This window comes from Bradyrhizobium sp. STM 3566 (genome assembly GCF_045571445.1).
In the GTDB taxonomy this organism is placed as follows: domain Bacteria; phylum Pseudomonadota; class Alphaproteobacteria; order Rhizobiales; family Xanthobacteraceae; genus Bradyrhizobium; species Bradyrhizobium vignae.
The window spans coordinates 292,916-307,816 of sequence record NZ_CP120692.1 but is presented as its reverse complement, the minus strand read 5'-3'; the positions used below and the strand labels follow the sequence as shown (position 1 = coordinate 307,816).

13 protein-coding genes are annotated in these 14,901 nt (G+C 64.5%); 8 read left to right on the top strand and 5 right to left on the bottom strand.

Annotated elements, in window-relative coordinates:
• Positions 1 to 170 precede the first annotated feature (170 nt).
• Together P6U27_RS01455 and P6U27_RS01450 are read right to left on the bottom strand one after the other, a co-directional pair.
• Entirely contained in the window at positions 171 to 845 is a 675-nt protein-coding gene (locus P6U27_RS01455; RefSeq protein ID WP_209294908.1) for an invasion associated locus B family protein, read from the bottom strand.
• Positions 846 to 961: 116 nt separating this feature from the next.
• Positions 962 to 1,801, bottom strand: a complete 840-nt coding sequence (locus P6U27_RS01450) for an SDR family oxidoreductase (protein ID WP_129145049.1) — start codon at positions 1,799 to 1,801, stop codon at positions 962 to 964.
• 222 nt (positions 1,802 to 2,023) lie between these two features.
• Between P6U27_RS01450 and P6U27_RS01445 the strand changes: the two genes are divergently transcribed.
• From P6U27_RS01445 to P6U27_RS01435, 3 genes are all read left to right on the top strand, one after another.
• Positions 2,024 to 2,998 (top strand): NADPH:quinone oxidoreductase family protein, encoded by a 975-nt coding sequence (locus tag P6U27_RS01445; protein WP_122400343.1) that lies wholly within the window; start codon positions 2,024 to 2,026, stop codon positions 2,996 to 2,998.
• Positions 2,999 to 3,394: 396 nt separating this feature from the next.
• On the top strand, positions 3,395 to 4,261 hold the full coding sequence (locus P6U27_RS01440) for a hypothetical protein (RefSeq protein ID WP_407193586.1): 867 nt from the start codon (positions 3,395 to 3,397) through the stop codon (positions 4,259 to 4,261).
• Positions 4,262 to 4,279: 18 nt separating this feature from the next.
• The gene (locus P6U27_RS01435) at positions 4,280 to 5,434 is read left to right on the top strand and encodes a TAXI family TRAP transporter solute-binding subunit (protein ID WP_122400341.1); all 1,155 of its coding nucleotides are present in this window, start codon (positions 4,280 to 4,282) and stop codon (positions 5,432 to 5,434) included.
• Positions 5,435 to 5,624: 190 nt separating this feature from the next.
• Here P6U27_RS01435 and P6U27_RS01430 read toward each other — a convergent pair whose 3' ends face one another.
• Together P6U27_RS01430 and P6U27_RS01425 are read right to left on the bottom strand one after the other, a co-directional pair.
• Positions 5,625 to 6,005: a YkvA family protein gene (locus P6U27_RS01430; protein ID WP_129145047.1), complete on the bottom strand. Its 381-nt coding sequence runs from the start codon at positions 6,003 to 6,005 to the stop codon at positions 5,625 to 5,627.
• 99 nt (positions 6,006 to 6,104) lie between these two features.
• Complete coding sequence (locus P6U27_RS01425) at positions 6,105 to 6,395, bottom strand: 4a-hydroxytetrahydrobiopterin dehydratase (protein ID WP_407193585.1); 291 nt, start codon at positions 6,393 to 6,395, stop codon at positions 6,105 to 6,107.
• A 151-nt stretch (positions 6,396 to 6,546) separates the two neighbouring features.
• Between P6U27_RS01425 and P6U27_RS01420 the strand changes: the two genes are divergently transcribed.
• Positions 6,547 to 7,992 carry a TAXI family TRAP transporter solute-binding subunit gene (locus P6U27_RS01420; RefSeq protein ID WP_407193584.1) on the top strand — a complete coding sequence of 482 codons (1,446 nt, stop codon included), beginning with the start codon at positions 6,547 to 6,549 and terminating at the stop codon, positions 7,990 to 7,992.
• 101 nt (positions 7,993 to 8,093) lie between these two features.
• A complete protein-coding gene (locus tag P6U27_RS01415) occupies positions 8,094 to 9,635 on the top strand; it encodes an alkaline phosphatase (RefSeq protein WP_129145045.1) in 1,542 nt (513 codons plus the stop codon).
• A 3-nt stretch (positions 9,636 to 9,638) separates the two neighbouring features.
• Here P6U27_RS01415 and P6U27_RS01410 read toward each other — a convergent pair whose 3' ends face one another.
• Entirely contained in the window at positions 9,639 to 10,022 is a 384-nt protein-coding gene (locus tag P6U27_RS01410) for a response regulator (RefSeq protein WP_122400336.1), read from the bottom strand.
• 174 nt (positions 10,023 to 10,196) lie between these two features.
• On the opposite strand from P6U27_RS01410, the gene P6U27_RS01405 reads away from it, so the two are divergent.
• From P6U27_RS01405 to P6U27_RS01395, 3 genes are all read left to right on the top strand, one after another.
• Positions 10,197 to 10,961: a Crp/Fnr family transcriptional regulator gene (locus P6U27_RS01405; RefSeq protein ID WP_407193583.1), complete on the top strand. Its 765-nt coding sequence runs from the start codon at positions 10,197 to 10,199 to the stop codon at positions 10,959 to 10,961.
• A gap of 316 nt (positions 10,962 to 11,277) precedes the next feature.
• Entirely contained in the window at positions 11,278 to 13,104 is a 1,827-nt protein-coding gene (gene typA / locus P6U27_RS01400) for a translational GTPase TypA (protein ID WP_129145044.1), read from the top strand.
• A 275-nt stretch (positions 13,105 to 13,379) separates the two neighbouring features.
• Positions 13,380 to 14,627 carry an NAD(P)/FAD-dependent oxidoreductase gene (locus tag P6U27_RS01395; RefSeq protein ID WP_129145043.1) on the top strand — a complete coding sequence of 416 codons (1,248 nt, stop codon included), beginning with the start codon at positions 13,380 to 13,382 and terminating at the stop codon, positions 14,625 to 14,627.
• Positions 14,628 to 14,901 lie beyond the last annotated feature (274 nt).

Below are 14,901 nucleotides of genomic sequence, written 5' to 3'. Positions count from 1 at the left end.
CTCGTCATGGCCGGGCTTGTCCCGGGCATCCACGTTCTTCCCGCCCGGAGCCAGCGCGTGGATGGCCGGGACAAGCCCGGCCATGACGGCAGCACCTTTGGGATAACCCCTATATAGCAATCGGAACCGCCGATTGCGACCTTATCGCCCTCAGCCTTAACGACGAGGCGTTACCGCCTGCAGTCCTGTGCGATCTTGTCGAGCGCCTGGGCGAGACCCTTCAGCGAGAAGGTATCGGTCGTCTCGGTCCCCTTGGCCGAGACGCCCTTGACCACGAGATCGGCAGATTTGCGCATGGCTTCGACCATCCGCTCCTCCTCGGCCGCGTTCTTGATCCAGAGCCCGTCGCCCTGCGTGTACATGGCGAAGGAGGCGCCGCCGACCTCGACGGTCGATTCCGAGCCCGGCTTCAGCGCGTAGCCGATCATCACCGAGACCTCGTTGCTCACCTTCTCCGCCGGCCGGGTCGACACGAAGGCATAGGCGGGATCACGCGGCCGGTTCGGCGGGTTGGTCTTCGACGACGACGGCTTTGCCAGCGCGAAGCAGACCTTCTTGCCGTTCGGCGCCGCCGAGTATGCTCCCCAGGTGCCGAACTGCCCGATCAGGGTCGGCTCGGCGCCGCCCGCAACTGCGGCGGGCGAGGCCGCCGATTTGCTCTCGGGCTTCGAGGCCGCCTTTGCAGTCGTGCTGGCCGGCGGGGCCGGCTTCGGTGTCGCCTCTTTTGGAGCAGACTCTTTTGGAACAGACTTGGGCGCCGGTTGCGCCGTCTGCGCCCACGCGGAATCGACAATCCGCCCGGCCATCACGCCAGTCATCAAAGCTAAAATCAGCACCCGCCACATGCTGGAGTGGTTCCCTCAATATTGTGACTGGAAGATGGCCCGAGCGCGCTTTGTCCCCGGGCAGGGATAGCCGGGAAAGTCCAACTTGGGAAGGCAGTTAGCGGTATCGGTGGCGGTTAGGCCTTGGATCGCGCGGCGCGTTGCTCGGCCCATTGTGCCTCGGTCCAGGCGAGCAAATCCTCGGCGCCGGAACTGCGCAAATGCGCGCCGCCGTCGATCACCACCATCTCGCCATTGATGTAGGCGGCACGGTCCGAGACCAGGAAGCTGGCGAGATCGGCAAGCTCGTCGTGCTCGCCGGTGCGCCCAAGCGGGTTGCGCGAGGTCCAGCCTTCGTCGCGGCCCTCGGGACGGAGTTGCCCGGCGGCCCCTGCGGTCGGGAACGGGCCCGGCGCGATCGCAACGTTGCGGATGGCCTTCGGGCCCCATTCCACGGCGAGACTCTTGGTCATCGCGAGCAGCGCCGACTTCGCCATCGCCGACGGAACCGTGAAGGCGCGGCCGGTGATGGTGGAGGTCGAGAGGATCGACAGCACGACGCCGCCGTGCTTGCCCTCGATCCAACGCCTGCCGGCGGCGAGCGTGCAATACATCGCGCCATGCAGCGTCGGCGCCAGGATCGCATCCGCGGCGCGGAAGGAGAGATGCTCGCTCTGCGCGATGAAGGTGGCAGCGGCATTGTTGACGAGGATGTCGAGCGGCGCCTCGCGCCAGATCGCATCCATCATGCTGTCGACGGCCGCGCCGTCGCGGATATCGCAGGCGATGGTCGTGACTTTGCCGCCGGTCTCTTCGCGCATCGCCGCTGCCGTCGCTTCCAACCGATCGAGCTTGCGGCCGCAGATCACGAGCTCAGCGCCGAGCGCGAGGAAGCGGCGTCCCATCGCGGCGCCAAGGCCCGACCCGCCGCCGGTGACGAGGATGCGCTTGCCCTTGAGCAGACCTGTTTCAAACATCGTTTGAATCCTTTCTCCGCGGATTTCATCATTGCGAACGCAGCGAAGCAAATCCAGGCTATTTCCGCAGGACGGATTCTGGATTTGCTTCGCTGCGCTCGCAATGACGGGAGGATAGGCCGTCGTATGACCCGAGACAAAGAATCCGGATTGTCGACCCGCATCAAATCCGGCAAAACCGGGCCAACCATAATTCCACTCGAAACGCCTCAAGGTGCCGCGATGAAAGCCATCCTCTGCTCGCAATATTGCCAGCCCGACGATCTCGTGCTCGCCGATGTGCCGGATCCGGTGGCTGGCCCCGGCGAAGCCGTGATCGCGATCAAGGCGGCGGCGCTGAATTTCTTCGACATCCTGATGATCCAGGGCAAGTACCAGATCAAGCCGCCATTCCCGTTCTCGCCGGCTGCGGAAGTCGCGGGCGTGATCGAGAGCATCGGCGCCGGTGTCACCGACCTCAAGGTCGGTGACCGCGTGGTGGCATCCTGCGGCCACAACGGCGCACGCGAGAAGATCGCGCTGCCGGCGGCCTCGATCGTGAAGATCCCCGACAATCTCGACTACGACCGCGCGGCCGGCATCATCATCATCTACGGCACCGCACTGCATGCGCTGGAAGATCGCGCCAGTCCGAAGCCCGGCGAGACGCTCGCGGTGCTCGGGGCCGCCGGCGGCACCGGCCTTGCCGCCTGCGAGCTCGGCAAGCTGATGGGCCTGAAGGTGATCGCCTGCGCCTCGTCCGACGAGAAGCTTGAATTCGCCAAGGCGCACGGCGCCGAGCTGACGCTGAACTACGCGAAGGAAGATTTGAAGGAAGGTCTGCGCAAGCTCACCGGCGGCAAGGGCGTCGACATCATCTTCGATCCCGTGGGTGGTGCGTATGCCGAGCAGGCGCTGCGCTCGATTGCCTGGGAAGGCCGCTTCCTCGTCATCGGCTTTGCCGCCGGCGACATTCCGAAGATGCCGCTGAACCTCGCGCTGCTGAAGGGCTGCGATATCCGCGGCGTGTTCTGGGGCGCCTGGACCCGGCAGAATCCGGAGAAGAACCGGGCCAATCTCGAGAAGCTCGTGAAGTGGACCGCGGAAGGAAAGATCTCATCGCATGTTGACCGCACCTTCCCGCTGGCGCAGACGGCGGATGCGCTGAAGGTGCTGGCGGGGCGCCAAGCGATGGGCAAGGTGATCCTGCATCCGTGATCGCGATGTCATCGCGACGCCGCTTCATACACAGCTGTCATCGCCCGGCTTGATGACCGGGCGATCCAGTACTCCGAGACAGTTGTGGTTGAATCGATGGCCGCGGCGTACTGGATTCCCCGTCTACGCGGGGAATGACAGCGAGCGCGGAGCTGGCAGTGTGCCTGCCGCTGCATCATAAGTCCCCCTCAACCACAGTTAGTAAAATAGAGGTGCATTCCGCAACCTCGCCCCAATCAAACCCAAATATTTCCCGATTCGCCCCAATCGTCGTCGTCTTTTGGACTGATTCAAACGGCGATTTACCGGTTCCAGTTTGCGGGGCGCTCCTGGACAAGAACAAGAAGACTGAAGCCGGGACTGCCCCTGCGTTGCGTCAGTAGGGAGCATCACACCATGGAGACGACGGCCTATCGACCGTCGAAGGAGTCGCTCGCGCTCGACTCCGATCGATCTGCATCACATCCGCCCATCGCATCCTATATCCGCGCACGTGCCAGGCGCGCCGAGCTTGCGCAGGACGATCCCATCCCACTGTTTCTGTCCGACCCGCTCGGCGCACCGGACCCGCGGGAATATGCGCCGCTGCGCCCCAGAGCCAGGATCGCGCCTCTTCTTGTCGCTGCGGGACTTGCGATATCCGCCGCCGCGATCGCGGCGGTGGTGTTTCAGTCCGACCTGCGTGGCCTTCTCGCCGACTATGCCGGCGCAGCTCCCGGGCAGGCAATGGCTACCGCCAGCCCGCCGGTCGTAAACCAAGTCTCGAGCAAGGATCCCGGCCGCGTGACCGACACGATGCTGGCGAGCGCCGACAAGCAGGACCTCCCGGCACCGCCAGTGCCGAGCCGCGAAGCGATTGCGACCGCCTATCAGACTGCGCTGCAGGCCCAATCCCAAAGCCAAGTCCAGAACCAAGTCCAAATGCAGACCGATGCGCCGGCACCTGTCGCGGCGCAGCCTGCGCCGCCCGAGCCCGCCAGGACGCTCGACGCCGACACGCTTGCGGCACTGACGACGCGCGCCAAACGTCTGATCGGCGTCGGCGACATCGCCGCGGCGCGCCTGCTGCTCGAACGGGCGGCCAATGCGCAAGACGCGACGGCCGCGCTGCTGCTGGCACAGACCTACGATCCGGCAGTGCTCGGCACCAACGACGCACGAAGCGTCATTGCCGACGCGGCAGCCGCTCGTGACTGGTATCAGCGCGCCGCCAGCCTCGGATCGGCGGAGGCGCGCCAGCGCCTCGCCCAGCTCTCGAACTAGATCACTTCAGGGGACATCATGCGTAATGCTTTGAAAATGGCGCTTGCCGCCATCACGACCATCTGTGCCTTCGCGGCCCACGCCGAGCAGACCGAGTACGATCCGGCCAAGGTCTCCGACGGCCTGAAGGCCATCTTCCAGTTCGGCTCGACCTCGACCAAGCAGGCGCTGAACGCCAACACGGTCACGCTGATCACCGGCACGATCGGCGGCACCTATGTGCAGTTCGGCGCCGACCTCGCCTCGGTGCTCGACGACGGCAACAAGATCCGCGTGCTGCCGATCGTCGGCCGCGGCTCGGTGCAGAGCGTTGCCGACATCCTGTTCCTGCAGGGCGTCGATCTCGGAATCGTGCGCGCCGACACCCTCGACTATCTCGAGCGCAAGGGCTTTGCCAAGGACATCAAGCGGCAGTTCACCTATGTGACGAAGCTCTACAACGAAGAGATGCAGGTGATCGCGCCGAAATCCGTGGCAACGCTCAAAGACCTCGAAGGCAAGACCGTCAGCGTCGACCTGCCGAACGGCGGCACCTTCGTCAGCGCGCTCACCGTTTTCGAGCGGCTCGGGATCAAGGCGAAATTCGTCTATGTCGAGCAGCGCATCGCGATGGAGAAGCTGAAGGCCGGCGAGATCGACGCCGTCATCGTGGTCGGCGGCAAGCCGTACAAATCGGTCTCGACCTTCGGCAATGATGGCCGCTTCCATCTCGCGAAGGTGGACTATGCGACCCCGCTGCAGAGCGACTATCTGCCGGCAACCCTGACCGCGAAGGACTATCCGAACCTGATCAAGGAGGGCGAGAGCGTCGACACGATCGCCGTGCCTGCAGTGCTCGCGGCTTATAATTGGGCACCCAACACCGAGCGCTATCGCAAGCTCGCGCTGTTCGTGGACGCGTTCTTCACGAAATTCCCCGCGCTGCAGAACCCGCCCTTCCATCCCAAGTGGAAGGAGGTCTCGCTCGCGGCGCCGCTATCCGGCTGGAACAGATTGCCGGTGGCGCAGCACTGGCTCGACAAGCACGGCGTCGAGCCGGTGACGCGGCAGCGCTTCGAGGCGTTCCTGAAGCAGAGCCCGACCGCTGCAAACGTGTCCGACGCGGACAAGGAGACGCTGTTCAGGCAATTCCAGGCGTGGGACGCGGAGAAGGCGCGGGTGGAGAAGAAGTAGCTGTTGCCGTTGCGACCAACGATGTCGCGAGCGACATCCACACACTCGCTGTCATCGCCCGGTCTTGAACCGGGCGATCCAGTATTCCGTGACGGCAACGACTGAATCGAGAGGCCGCGGCGTACTGCATTCCCCGCCTTAGCGGGGAATGACAGCAGCAGGTGTCGCCACGACTTGCCGTCAACAACGGCTAGTCCGTCGCCTCCTCCTCCACCCCGCGCTTCAGCGCGGCGCGGGCGGCCTCGCGGTGCTCGGTCGTGATGTGGCCGGCAACCATGCGGATGGCGGTGGCGAGCACGGCGGCGTCATCGGCGAAGCCGAGGACCGGCATCACGTCCGCGACGAAGTCGAACGGCAGGATGAAATAGGCGATCGCACCCAGCAGCGAGGCTTGAACGTGGCGCGGCGTCTGCCGGTCGAACGCGCAGTAATAGGCGGCAAGCAAATCTTCCGCGAACGGCAGCTGCGCGGCGACGCGCTTCAGCTTGCGCCAGAAGCGGCGGCGCACGCTCTCGCGATCTTCCGCGAGCCGATCGGCCGGCTCGAAGCCGACGCTGTGCTCGGCAGCCATGCTCAAATGCTCCCCGTTCTGCCGGAGGTGGCGGATCGCCCGATCCCGGCGATCACAAGATGGGGATGCGGCCGGTCCCTGCAAGGCGTCAGCTTGGTGTCAGCCGGCGATGGCGTTCATCGCCTTGGCCAGGGCGATGTCGACCGCGGTGACGCCGCCGGCGTCGTGGGTCGACAGCACCACCTCCACCGTCTTGTAGACGTTGCGCCATTCGGGGTGGTGATCCAGCTTCTCGGCTGCCAGCGCGGCCCGGGTCATGAAGCCGAACGCCTCGTTGAAATCCTTGAAGACAAAGGTTTTCCCGATGGCGTCGCGGCCTTGGACTTCAGTCCAGCCCGGTAATCCGCCCAGCGCCTGCTTGCGCGTCTCCGCCGAGAGCCGTTCTGCCATGGTCGTCTCCGTCCTTTAGGGGAACTTTACTCTAACACCGCGCCGGCGCACGGGTTCATAGCGGATTTCCTGCATCCGCTAACCATGACGGAGATGTAACCCCGCCGGACAAGAAATTTGCTACACTTGCGGGCGTAAACCGCCGGCCAAGATGAAACTGAGCCTGAAGAGCCTGTTTGGGAGATCGATGACCGGGGGATTGGACCTGGCCGAAACGCCCCCTCCGCCTTCGCCGCGATCCGCGGCGCGGAAGACGGCACTCGTGTCTCTGGCATTCGTGCTGGCGATCATCGGCGCACTCGTCGGCGGATATTACTTCGCGATGCGCCCCGTGACGCTCAAGATCGCGGTCGGGCCCGCGAACAGCGACGACGTCAAGGTCGTGCAGACGCTGACGCAGGCCTTCACGCAGAGCAGGGGCCAGGTGCGGCTACGCCCGATCCAGACCGACGGCGCCACGGCCAGCGCCAATGCGCTCGCGGAAGGAAAGGCCGATCTCGCCATCCTGCGCGGCGACCTCGACGTGCCGAAGAACGCACAGGCGGTCGCGACCCTGCGCAAGAACGTCGTGGTGCTTTGGTCCGTTCCGGGCAAAGGCAAGAAGCGAGGCCCGAAAATCACCAAGATCGCGCAGCTCGCTGGCCATCGCGTCGGCGTGGTCGGCCGCACCCAGGCCAATGTCAACCTGCTCAAGGTGATCCTCCAGCAATACGGTGTCGATCCCGCCAAGGTCGAGATCGTGCAATTTCCGGCGAACGAGGTTGCCGAGGCGATCAAGGCGCAGAAGGCCGACGTCTATCTCGCGGCCGGCCCCGTCAACAGCAAGATCACGGCGGATGCGATCTCCGCCTCCATCAAGGATTTCGGTGCGCCCACCTTCCTCGCGATCGATTCGGCGGACGCGATCGCACAAAACCATCCGGTCTACGAAGCGTCCGAGATTCCCGCCGGCACCTATGGCGGCTCGCCCGCACGCCCGGAGGACGAGATCAAGACCATCAGCTTTTCGCACCACATCGTGGCGCGCAAGGCTGTGTCCGAAACCACCATTGCGGCGTTCACGCGCCAGCTCTTCGCCGTGCGTCAGCAACTGGTGACGGAATTCCCGCTCGCGGCGAAGATCGAAACGCCCGATACCGACAAGGATGCCGTGATCCCGGTGCATCCGGGTGCGGCTGCCTTCGTCGACGGCGAGGAAAAGACCTTCCTCGACAAATACAGCGATTACATCTGGTGGGGCCTGATGGCGCTTTCCGCCATGGGCTCGATCGGCGCCTGGTTTGCCGGCTATCTGAAGAAGGACGAGCGCAACAGCAACAATCATCAGCGCGAACGACTCCTCGACATGATCTCGGCGGCGCGCAAGTGCGAGACGACCGAAGAGCTCGACCAGATGCAGACCGAGGCTGACGACATCCTGCGCGACACGCTGCGCTGCTACGATCACGGCGCGATCGAGGAAGGGGCGCTCACCGCCTTCAACATCGCGCTCGACCAGTTCCACGCCGCGGTCGCCGACCGCAAGGCAGTGCTGATGAGCCTGCCGCAGAACCTGCAACGCGCGAGCGCGCAATTCCGCGCCGCCGGCAACGCGTAAAGGCTTGCGCGCGTTATCGCTGCGTCACATTGTCTCAATATAGCGTCTGACTTCACCGGCTGCCGCCTGGCGGCCGTCGCACGCGATATCGGGGCCGTCCCATGAACATCAAATTCTCCCGCCGCCGTTTCCTCGCCACCAGCGCCGGTGCACTCGGCACGATCGCGATGCCGTATCTCTCGCGCGCAGCCGACCGGCCGGCCGTCACGCACGGCGTGCAATCGGGCGACGTCACCGTCGACAGCGGCGTGGTGTGGGCGCGTACCGACCGGCCCGCACAGATGCTGGTCGAGGTGGCAACGACCGAATCCTTCAAGGATGCCCGTGCGCTGCCGCCGATCGCGGCGCTGCCCGAGAGCGACTTCACCGCGAAGATGCTGGTTGAACGTCTTCCGGCCGGCCAGGACATTTTCTACCGCATCCGCTTCCGCGATCTCTCGCACAGCGCGGTCGAGGGCGAGCCGGTGGTCGGCCGCTTCCGCACCGCGCCGGCCGACCGCCGCGACGTCAGCTTCGTCTGGGGCGGCGACGTCGCAGGCCAGGGCTGGGGCATCAACCCCGAGGACGGCGGCATGTTCACCTTCTCGGCGATGCGCAAGCACCGGCCGGATTTCTTCCTGCATTCCGGCGACACCATCTATGCCGATGGTCCTATCCAATCCGAGGTGAAGCTCGCCGATGGCAAGATCTGGAAGAACGTCACGATTCCGGAGAAGGCCAAGGTCGCCGAGACGCTGGACGAGTTTCGCGCCGCGCACAAATACAACCTCACCGACGACAATCTCCGTGCCTTCAATGCCGAGGTGCCGATCTTCGTGCAGTGGGACGACCACGAAGTCACCAACAACTGGTCGCTGTCGAAAGACTTGCCGGCCGCCTACAAGGTGCGCGACATCTCGCTGCTCGCGGCCCGCGCGGGTCGCGCCTTCCACGAGATGTACCCGATGCGCGAGAGCATCATCGAGCCCGGCCGCGTCTATCGCCAGATCTCCTATGGCCCGCATCTCGACGTGTTCGTGCTCGACGAGCGCAGCTATCGCGGCCCGAACGGCGCCAATCTCGAAACCGACTATGGCCCGGCGAGCTATTTCCTCGGCCCCGACCAGATCGCCTGGCTCAAGCGCGGTCTTCTGAATTCGCGCGCGACATGGAAGGTGATCGCGTCAGACATGCCGATCAGCCTTGTCGTCTCGGACACGCCGAAGGGCGGCTCCGAAGCCGTTGCGCAGGGCGACGGCCCGGTGCGTGGCCGCGAGTTCGAGATCGCCGACATCCTGCGCTTCATCAAGATGGCGCCGGTCAACAACACGGTGTGGCTGACGGCGGACGTGCATTACGCTGCAGCGCATTATTACGATCCGAACAAGGCGCAATTCCAGGAGTTCGAGCCGTTCTGGGAATTCGTCTCGGGCCCACTACATGCCGGCACTTTCGGTCCGAACGCGCTCGACAACACCTTTGGACCCGAGGTCCGCTTCGTCAAGGCGCCGGGCAAGGACAGTCAGAACCTGCCGCCGTCAGCCGGCATGCAGTTTTTCGGCCACGTCAAGATCGACGGCGCCTCCGGCCAGATGACGGTGACCTTGCGCGACCGCGCCGACGTCGCACTGTGGTCGACCACGCTGGATCCGAAGCAGAGCTGATCGCTAATTGGCGGCGCGCGCCTGGAGGGCCGCTTCCAGCGCGTCGCTCGAACACGGCTTCTGCAGCCGCGGCCGGCCTGCCAATTCCGGTGGAATGCGCGCCTCGGCCCCGTAGCCGGTGACGAAAACGAACGGAACCTTCAGCGCGATCAGCCGCTCGGCGATCACAAAGCTCGTCTCGCGGATCAGCTCGACGTCGAGCAGCGCGAAATCCGGCGTACGCTTCGCGATGGCGTCCAGTGCCTGTGTCACCGAACCGACGGTCCGCACACCGGTCACACCGAATCCGAGCAGACGGTCCTCGAAGTCGAGCGCGATGATCGGGTCGTCCTCGACGATCAGAACATCGGCCGGCCAGCCTGAGCCATTGGACGGTGCGGGTGCCATGATCACATCTTGGTTGGAGTTATCGATCAGGACTGCCGCGACACGATGCCTGCGCCCAGCGCATCAGAGGGTTCCCGGAACGAAACTCACCACATCATCGTTCTTTAGTCTGTCCACTTGTACACACAGGAGTGGATGGGACTCGGTAAGTGGGAGGAAGGAGGGGAGTTCAAAATGAATACGCGTGTCGGCAAGGTCACCGAGGTCGAGAGCCGGCCGGCCAACAATCTGCTGCGGCGTTTGAACCAGGCAGACTACGCACTCCTTGCACCGCACGTGACCGTCGAAGACTCCGCAGCAGGCCAATTGCTTTACAATCCCGGCGATGACGTACAGGTCGTCCACTTCCCCTGCGGACCGTCACTCGCGACTTTCCTCGTCCCCAACGAGGATGGCCGCGACGTCGAAACCATTCTGGTCGGCCGCGAAGGCGCGGTGGGCGGCATCGTCAGCGAGGGATTTCTACCGGCCTATACCCGGATCTGCGTGAAATTCGGAGGGCCGTTTGCGCGCATTCACGTGGCCAAGCTCGAAGCAGCCAAGCTGCGCTCGTCGTCCCTGCGCAACATTTTTGTTCGCTACGCCGACTGCATGCTGGCCCAGATCTTCCAGTCCACCGCCTGCAACGCGATCCACTCGATCGAGCAGCGCACCGCCAAATGGATTCTGGCCGCGATGGAGCGGACCGGCAACGACACCAGCGTGCCGCTCACGCATGAACAGCTCGCGACCCTGCTCGGGGTTGGCCGCAGCTATGCCAGCCGCGTGCTCCAGTCGTTCAGAGCCGAAGGCGTGCTCGACACGCGGCGCGGTTCGATCCTGGTTCGCAACCGCGACGGCCTGCGCCAGCGCGCCTGCCTGTGCAATGACGCCGTGAAGGCGCATTTCGAGGAGGTGCTGAGCGGGGTGTATCCGACCGAGGTGCGGAAGGCGGTGTAGAGGCGGCTCGGCTGCTATCGCGGGCCTCGACGACTTCACCTGCGGCACGCCCCGCCCATCCCGGAACCCAGCCCTAAGCTCCGGAAATTCCCGGACAAAATTCAGTCAACCAACGGCCAAAGAACACATTGTTTTTTGGCCGTTTTTGCATATATTGCGCCGCAACGCGTAGGGCGCCCGGTCTGATATGGCCGGGCTTCCTTTTTGGGCGCAAAGCGCCCTGTTTCCAGTCTTCCAGCGTTGTTTCGAGAAGAGGTCCCGGTCCGACCGGCGAGATCGCGCTTAACCCATTGTTCGACCGCAAAGAAGCTCACTCATGAACCTTCGTAACGTCGCCATCATCGCCCACGTCGACCACGGCAAGACCACCCTGGTCGACCGCCTCCTGCAGCAATCCGGCACGTTCCGTGAGAACCAGAAAGTGACCGAGCGCGCCATGGACTCCAACGACCTGGAGCGTGAGCGCGGCATCACCATCCTGGCCAAGGCAGCCTCGGTGCAGTGGAAGGACACCCGCGTCAACATCGTCGACACCCCCGGCCACGCCGATTTCGGCGGCGAGGTCGAGCGCATCCTCAACATGGTGGACGGCGCCCTGGTGCTGGTGGACGCCGCCGAGGGCCCGCTGCCGCAGACCAAATTCGTGGTCTCCAAGGCGCTGAAGGTCGGCCTCAAGCCGATCGTCGTCATCAACAAGGTCGATCGCCCCGACGCGCGGCCGACCGAAGTGATCAACGAGGTGTTCGATCTGTTCGCCGCGCTCGATGCCAGCGAGGAGCAGCTCGATTTCCCGATCCTCTACGGGTCGGCCAAGCAAGGCTGGATGGCCGAGAGTCCCGAGGGTCCGAAGGACAAAGGCATGGAGCCGCTGTTCGACCTGATCCTGCGCCACGTCGCGCCGCCGAAGGTCGAAGAGGGTCCGTTCCGGATGATCGGCACCATCCTCGAAGCCAACCCCTATCTCGGCCGCATCATCACCGGCCGCATCTCCTCCGGCACGCTGAAACCGAACCAGCAGGTCAAGGTGCTCAACGCCGAGGGCAAGCTGGTCGAGTCCGGCCGCATCACCAAGATCCTTGCGTTCCGCGGCCTCGAACGCACACCGCTCGATGAGGCAGAAGCCGGCGACATCGTCGCCATCGCGGGCCTCACCAAGGGCACCGTTGCCGACACTTTCTGTGATCCGACTGTCGAGGTGCCGCTGCCGGCGCAGCCGATCGATCCGCCGACCGTGTCGATGTCGTTCATCGTCAACAACTCCCCGCTCGCCGGCACCGAAGGCGACAAGGTGACGAGCCGCATGATCCGCGACCGTCTGTTGCGTGAAGCCGAGGGCAATGTCGCGCTGCGCGTCGTCGAATCCGCCGACAAGGACGCGATGGAAGTGTCGGGCCGCGGCGAACTCCAGCTCGCGATCCTGATCGAGACCATGCGCCGCGAAGGCTTCGAGCTCTCGGTGTCGCGCCCGCGCGTCGTGTTCCAGAAGGACGAGGCCACCGGCGCCACCATGGAGCCGATCGAGGAGGTCGTGATCGACGTTGACGAGGAGCATTCCGGCGTCGTCGTGCAGAAGATGAGCGAGCGCAAGGCCGAGCTGATCGAGATGAAGCCGTCCGGCGGCAACCGCCAGCGCCTGGTGTTCTACGCCCCGACCCGCGGCCTGATCGGCTACCAGGGCGAGTTGCTGACCGACACCCGTGGCACCGCGATCATGAACCGCCTGTTCCACGGCTATGCGCCGTACAAGGGCGAGATCCAGGGTCGCCGCAACGGCGTGCTGATCTCCAACGACCAGGGCGAGGCCGTGGCCTATGCCATGTTCAAGCTGGAAGACCGCGGCCCGATGATGATCGAGCCGGGCTGGAAGGTCTATCGCGGCATGATCGTCGGCGAGCACACCCGCGACAACGATCTCGAGATCAACGTGCTCAAGGGCAAGCAGCTCACCAACATCCGCACGACCTCGAAGGACGAAGCCGTGCGCCTGACCCCGCCGATCCGCATGACCCTGGAAAAGGCGCTCGCCTATATCGAGGACGACGAGCTCGTCGAGGTCACCCCGAAGTCGATCCGCCTGCGCAAGAAGCACCTCGACCCGAACGAGCGCAAGCGCGCGGAAAAGGCCAAGGAAGCGGTGGCGTAAGGCTCCCACTCTCGTTCACTGTCATTCCCCGCGAAGGCGGGGAATCCAGTACGCCGCGGCATCTCGGCTCTATAACGATCGTCTCTGGAATACTGGATCACCCGCCTGCGCGGGTGATGACAGCTGTGCGCGTTGCGGCTTCAGCGCGTATCAGAGACGTGCTAAAGCATGATCCGGAAAAGTGCGAAGCGGTTTTCCGGAAAGATCATGCGTAAACAACAAGCTAAAGCGCGATGACGATTCATCCAAATCTCATCGCGCTTTAGAGCCCGGCCATGACCTCCCTCCCCTCCTCCGTCGACGTCGCGATCATCGGCGCCGGTGCCGCAGGTCTCGGCGCGGCGCATGCGCTGGCGGGCTCCGGCCTCTCAGTCATCGTGCTGGAGGCGCGTAACAGGCTCGGCGGCCGGGCCTGGACCGTGCAGGCCTCGCCTGAGGTGACGTTCGACGTCGGCTGCGGCTGGCTGCATTCGGCGGACAAGAACTCCTTCGTGCCGATCGCACGGCAACTCGGTTTCGAGGTCAACAAGGATCTGCCGCCCTGGCGCGAGCGCGCCTATGGCAATGCCTTTCCGCAAAGCGAGCGCGACGATTTCATGCGTGCGATGGACGCGTTTTATGAGCGTCTGTGGGAAGCGGCGCAGAAGGGCCAGGACGAGCCTGCGAGCGTGAGCCTTGAGCCAGGCAATCGCTGGAATCCGATGATCGACGCGATCTCGACCTATATCAACGGCTGCGAGCTGAAGGACATGTCCACGCTGGACTGGGACGCTTATGAGGACACGAACGTCAATTGGCGCGTCCGCCGCGGCTATGGCGCGCTGGTTGCAGCCTATGGCGCTTCCTGCCCAGTGGAGCTGAACTGTAACGTCACATTGATCGACCATTCCGACAAGCGCATCCGCATCGAGACATCGCGGGGCACGCTGACGGCGGACAAGGTGATCGTCACCGTGCCAACGGATCTGATCGCCCTTGAGGTGATCCGCTTCTCGCCGCCGCTCCCCGCCAAGGTCGACGCCGCCTCCGGCCTGCCGCTCGGCGTCGACGACAAGGTGACGCTGGCGCTCGAGGACGCCGAGGCCTTTCCGAAGGAGGGCAACTTACGCGGCGCCACCATGCGCACCGAGATGGGCACCTATCACATCCGCCCGTTTGGCCAGCCCTGCATCGAAGGCTTCTTCGGCGGCAGCTTTGCCCGCGAGCTGGAAGCCGCCGGCGACGGCGCCATTGCCGCGCACAGCATCGATGAGATCGCGGGTTTTCTCGGCAATGATGTCAGGCACAAGCTGAAGCCGCTCTGCGAGTCGCGCTGGGCGCGCGATCCTTTTGCGCGGGGGTCCTACTCGCATGCGCTTCCCGGGCATGCCGGCGACCGTGCCGTGCTGGCCGCGCCGGTAGCTGGCCGCCTGTTCTTCGCGGGCGAGGCAACGTCGCCGACCTTTTTCACGACGGCGCATGGGGCGCGGGATAGTGGGGAGCGAGCGGCGAAGGAAGTGCTCGCGGCTTTGGGCAAGCCGTAGCCACGCCCTCCGTCATTGCGAGCGCAGCGAAGCAACCCAGACTGCCGCCACGGAGAGATTCTGGATTGCTCACATGGGGATTTGGTGTGTCAAGGCGGTTTGTTCAGCTCTTTGTTCGATTGCAGGCCAGCTCTTCGTCCCGACCGTGGAGCACGTAGGATGGCGCGCGCAGATCGAGTCAAGGTCGGCCCGTAGGGCCGTCGCGAAGCGACTTGGCCTTGACTCGAGCGAGCACGCCATCAGGCTTTGGCAGTCGGGGCAGCGGGCGGATAAC

Bases quoted from the DNA above. Each gene is read 5' to 3' on its own strand.
- P6U27_RS01405 (WP_407193583.1), top strand. From the start codon at position 10,197: ATGAATACGCGTGTCGGCAAGGTCACCGAGGTCGAGAGCCGGCCGGCC.
- P6U27_RS01445 (WP_122400343.1), top strand. From the start codon at position 2,024: ATGAAAGCCATCCTCTGCTCGCAATATTGCCAGCCCGACGATCTCGTG.
- P6U27_RS01410 (WP_122400336.1), bottom strand. From the start codon at position 10,022: ATGGCACCCGCACCGTCCAATGGCTCAGGCTGGCCGGCCGATGTTCTG.
- P6U27_RS01450 (WP_129145049.1), bottom strand. From the start codon at position 1,801: ATGTTTGAAACAGGTCTGCTCAAGGGCAAGCGCATCCTCGTCACCGGC.
- P6U27_RS01430 (WP_129145047.1), bottom strand. From the start codon at position 6,005: ATGGCTGCCGAGCACAGCGTCGGCTTCGAGCCGGCCGATCGGCTCGCG.
- typA (WP_129145044.1), top strand. From the start codon at position 11,278: ATGAACCTTCGTAACGTCGCCATCATCGCCCACGTCGACCACGGCAAG.
- P6U27_RS01440 (WP_407193586.1), top strand. From the start codon at position 3,395: ATGGAGACGACGGCCTATCGACCGTCGAAGGAGTCGCTCGCGCTCGAC.
- P6U27_RS01435 (WP_122400341.1), top strand. From the start codon at position 4,280: ATGCGTAATGCTTTGAAAATGGCGCTTGCCGCCATCACGACCATCTGT.
- P6U27_RS01395 (WP_129145043.1), top strand. From the start codon at position 13,380: ATGACCTCCCTCCCCTCCTCCGTCGACGTCGCGATCATCGGCGCCGGT.
- P6U27_RS01415 (WP_129145045.1), top strand. From the start codon at position 8,094: ATGAACATCAAATTCTCCCGCCGCCGTTTCCTCGCCACCAGCGCCGGT.
- P6U27_RS01425 (WP_407193585.1), bottom strand. From the start codon at position 6,395: ATGGCAGAACGGCTCTCGGCGGAGACGCGCAAGCAGGCGCTGGGCGGA.
- P6U27_RS01455 (WP_209294908.1), bottom strand. From the start codon at position 845: ATGTGGCGGGTGCTGATTTTAGCTTTGATGACTGGCGTGATGGCCGGG.
- P6U27_RS01420 (WP_407193584.1), top strand. From the start codon at position 6,547: ATGAAACTGAGCCTGAAGAGCCTGTTTGGGAGATCGATGACCGGGGGA.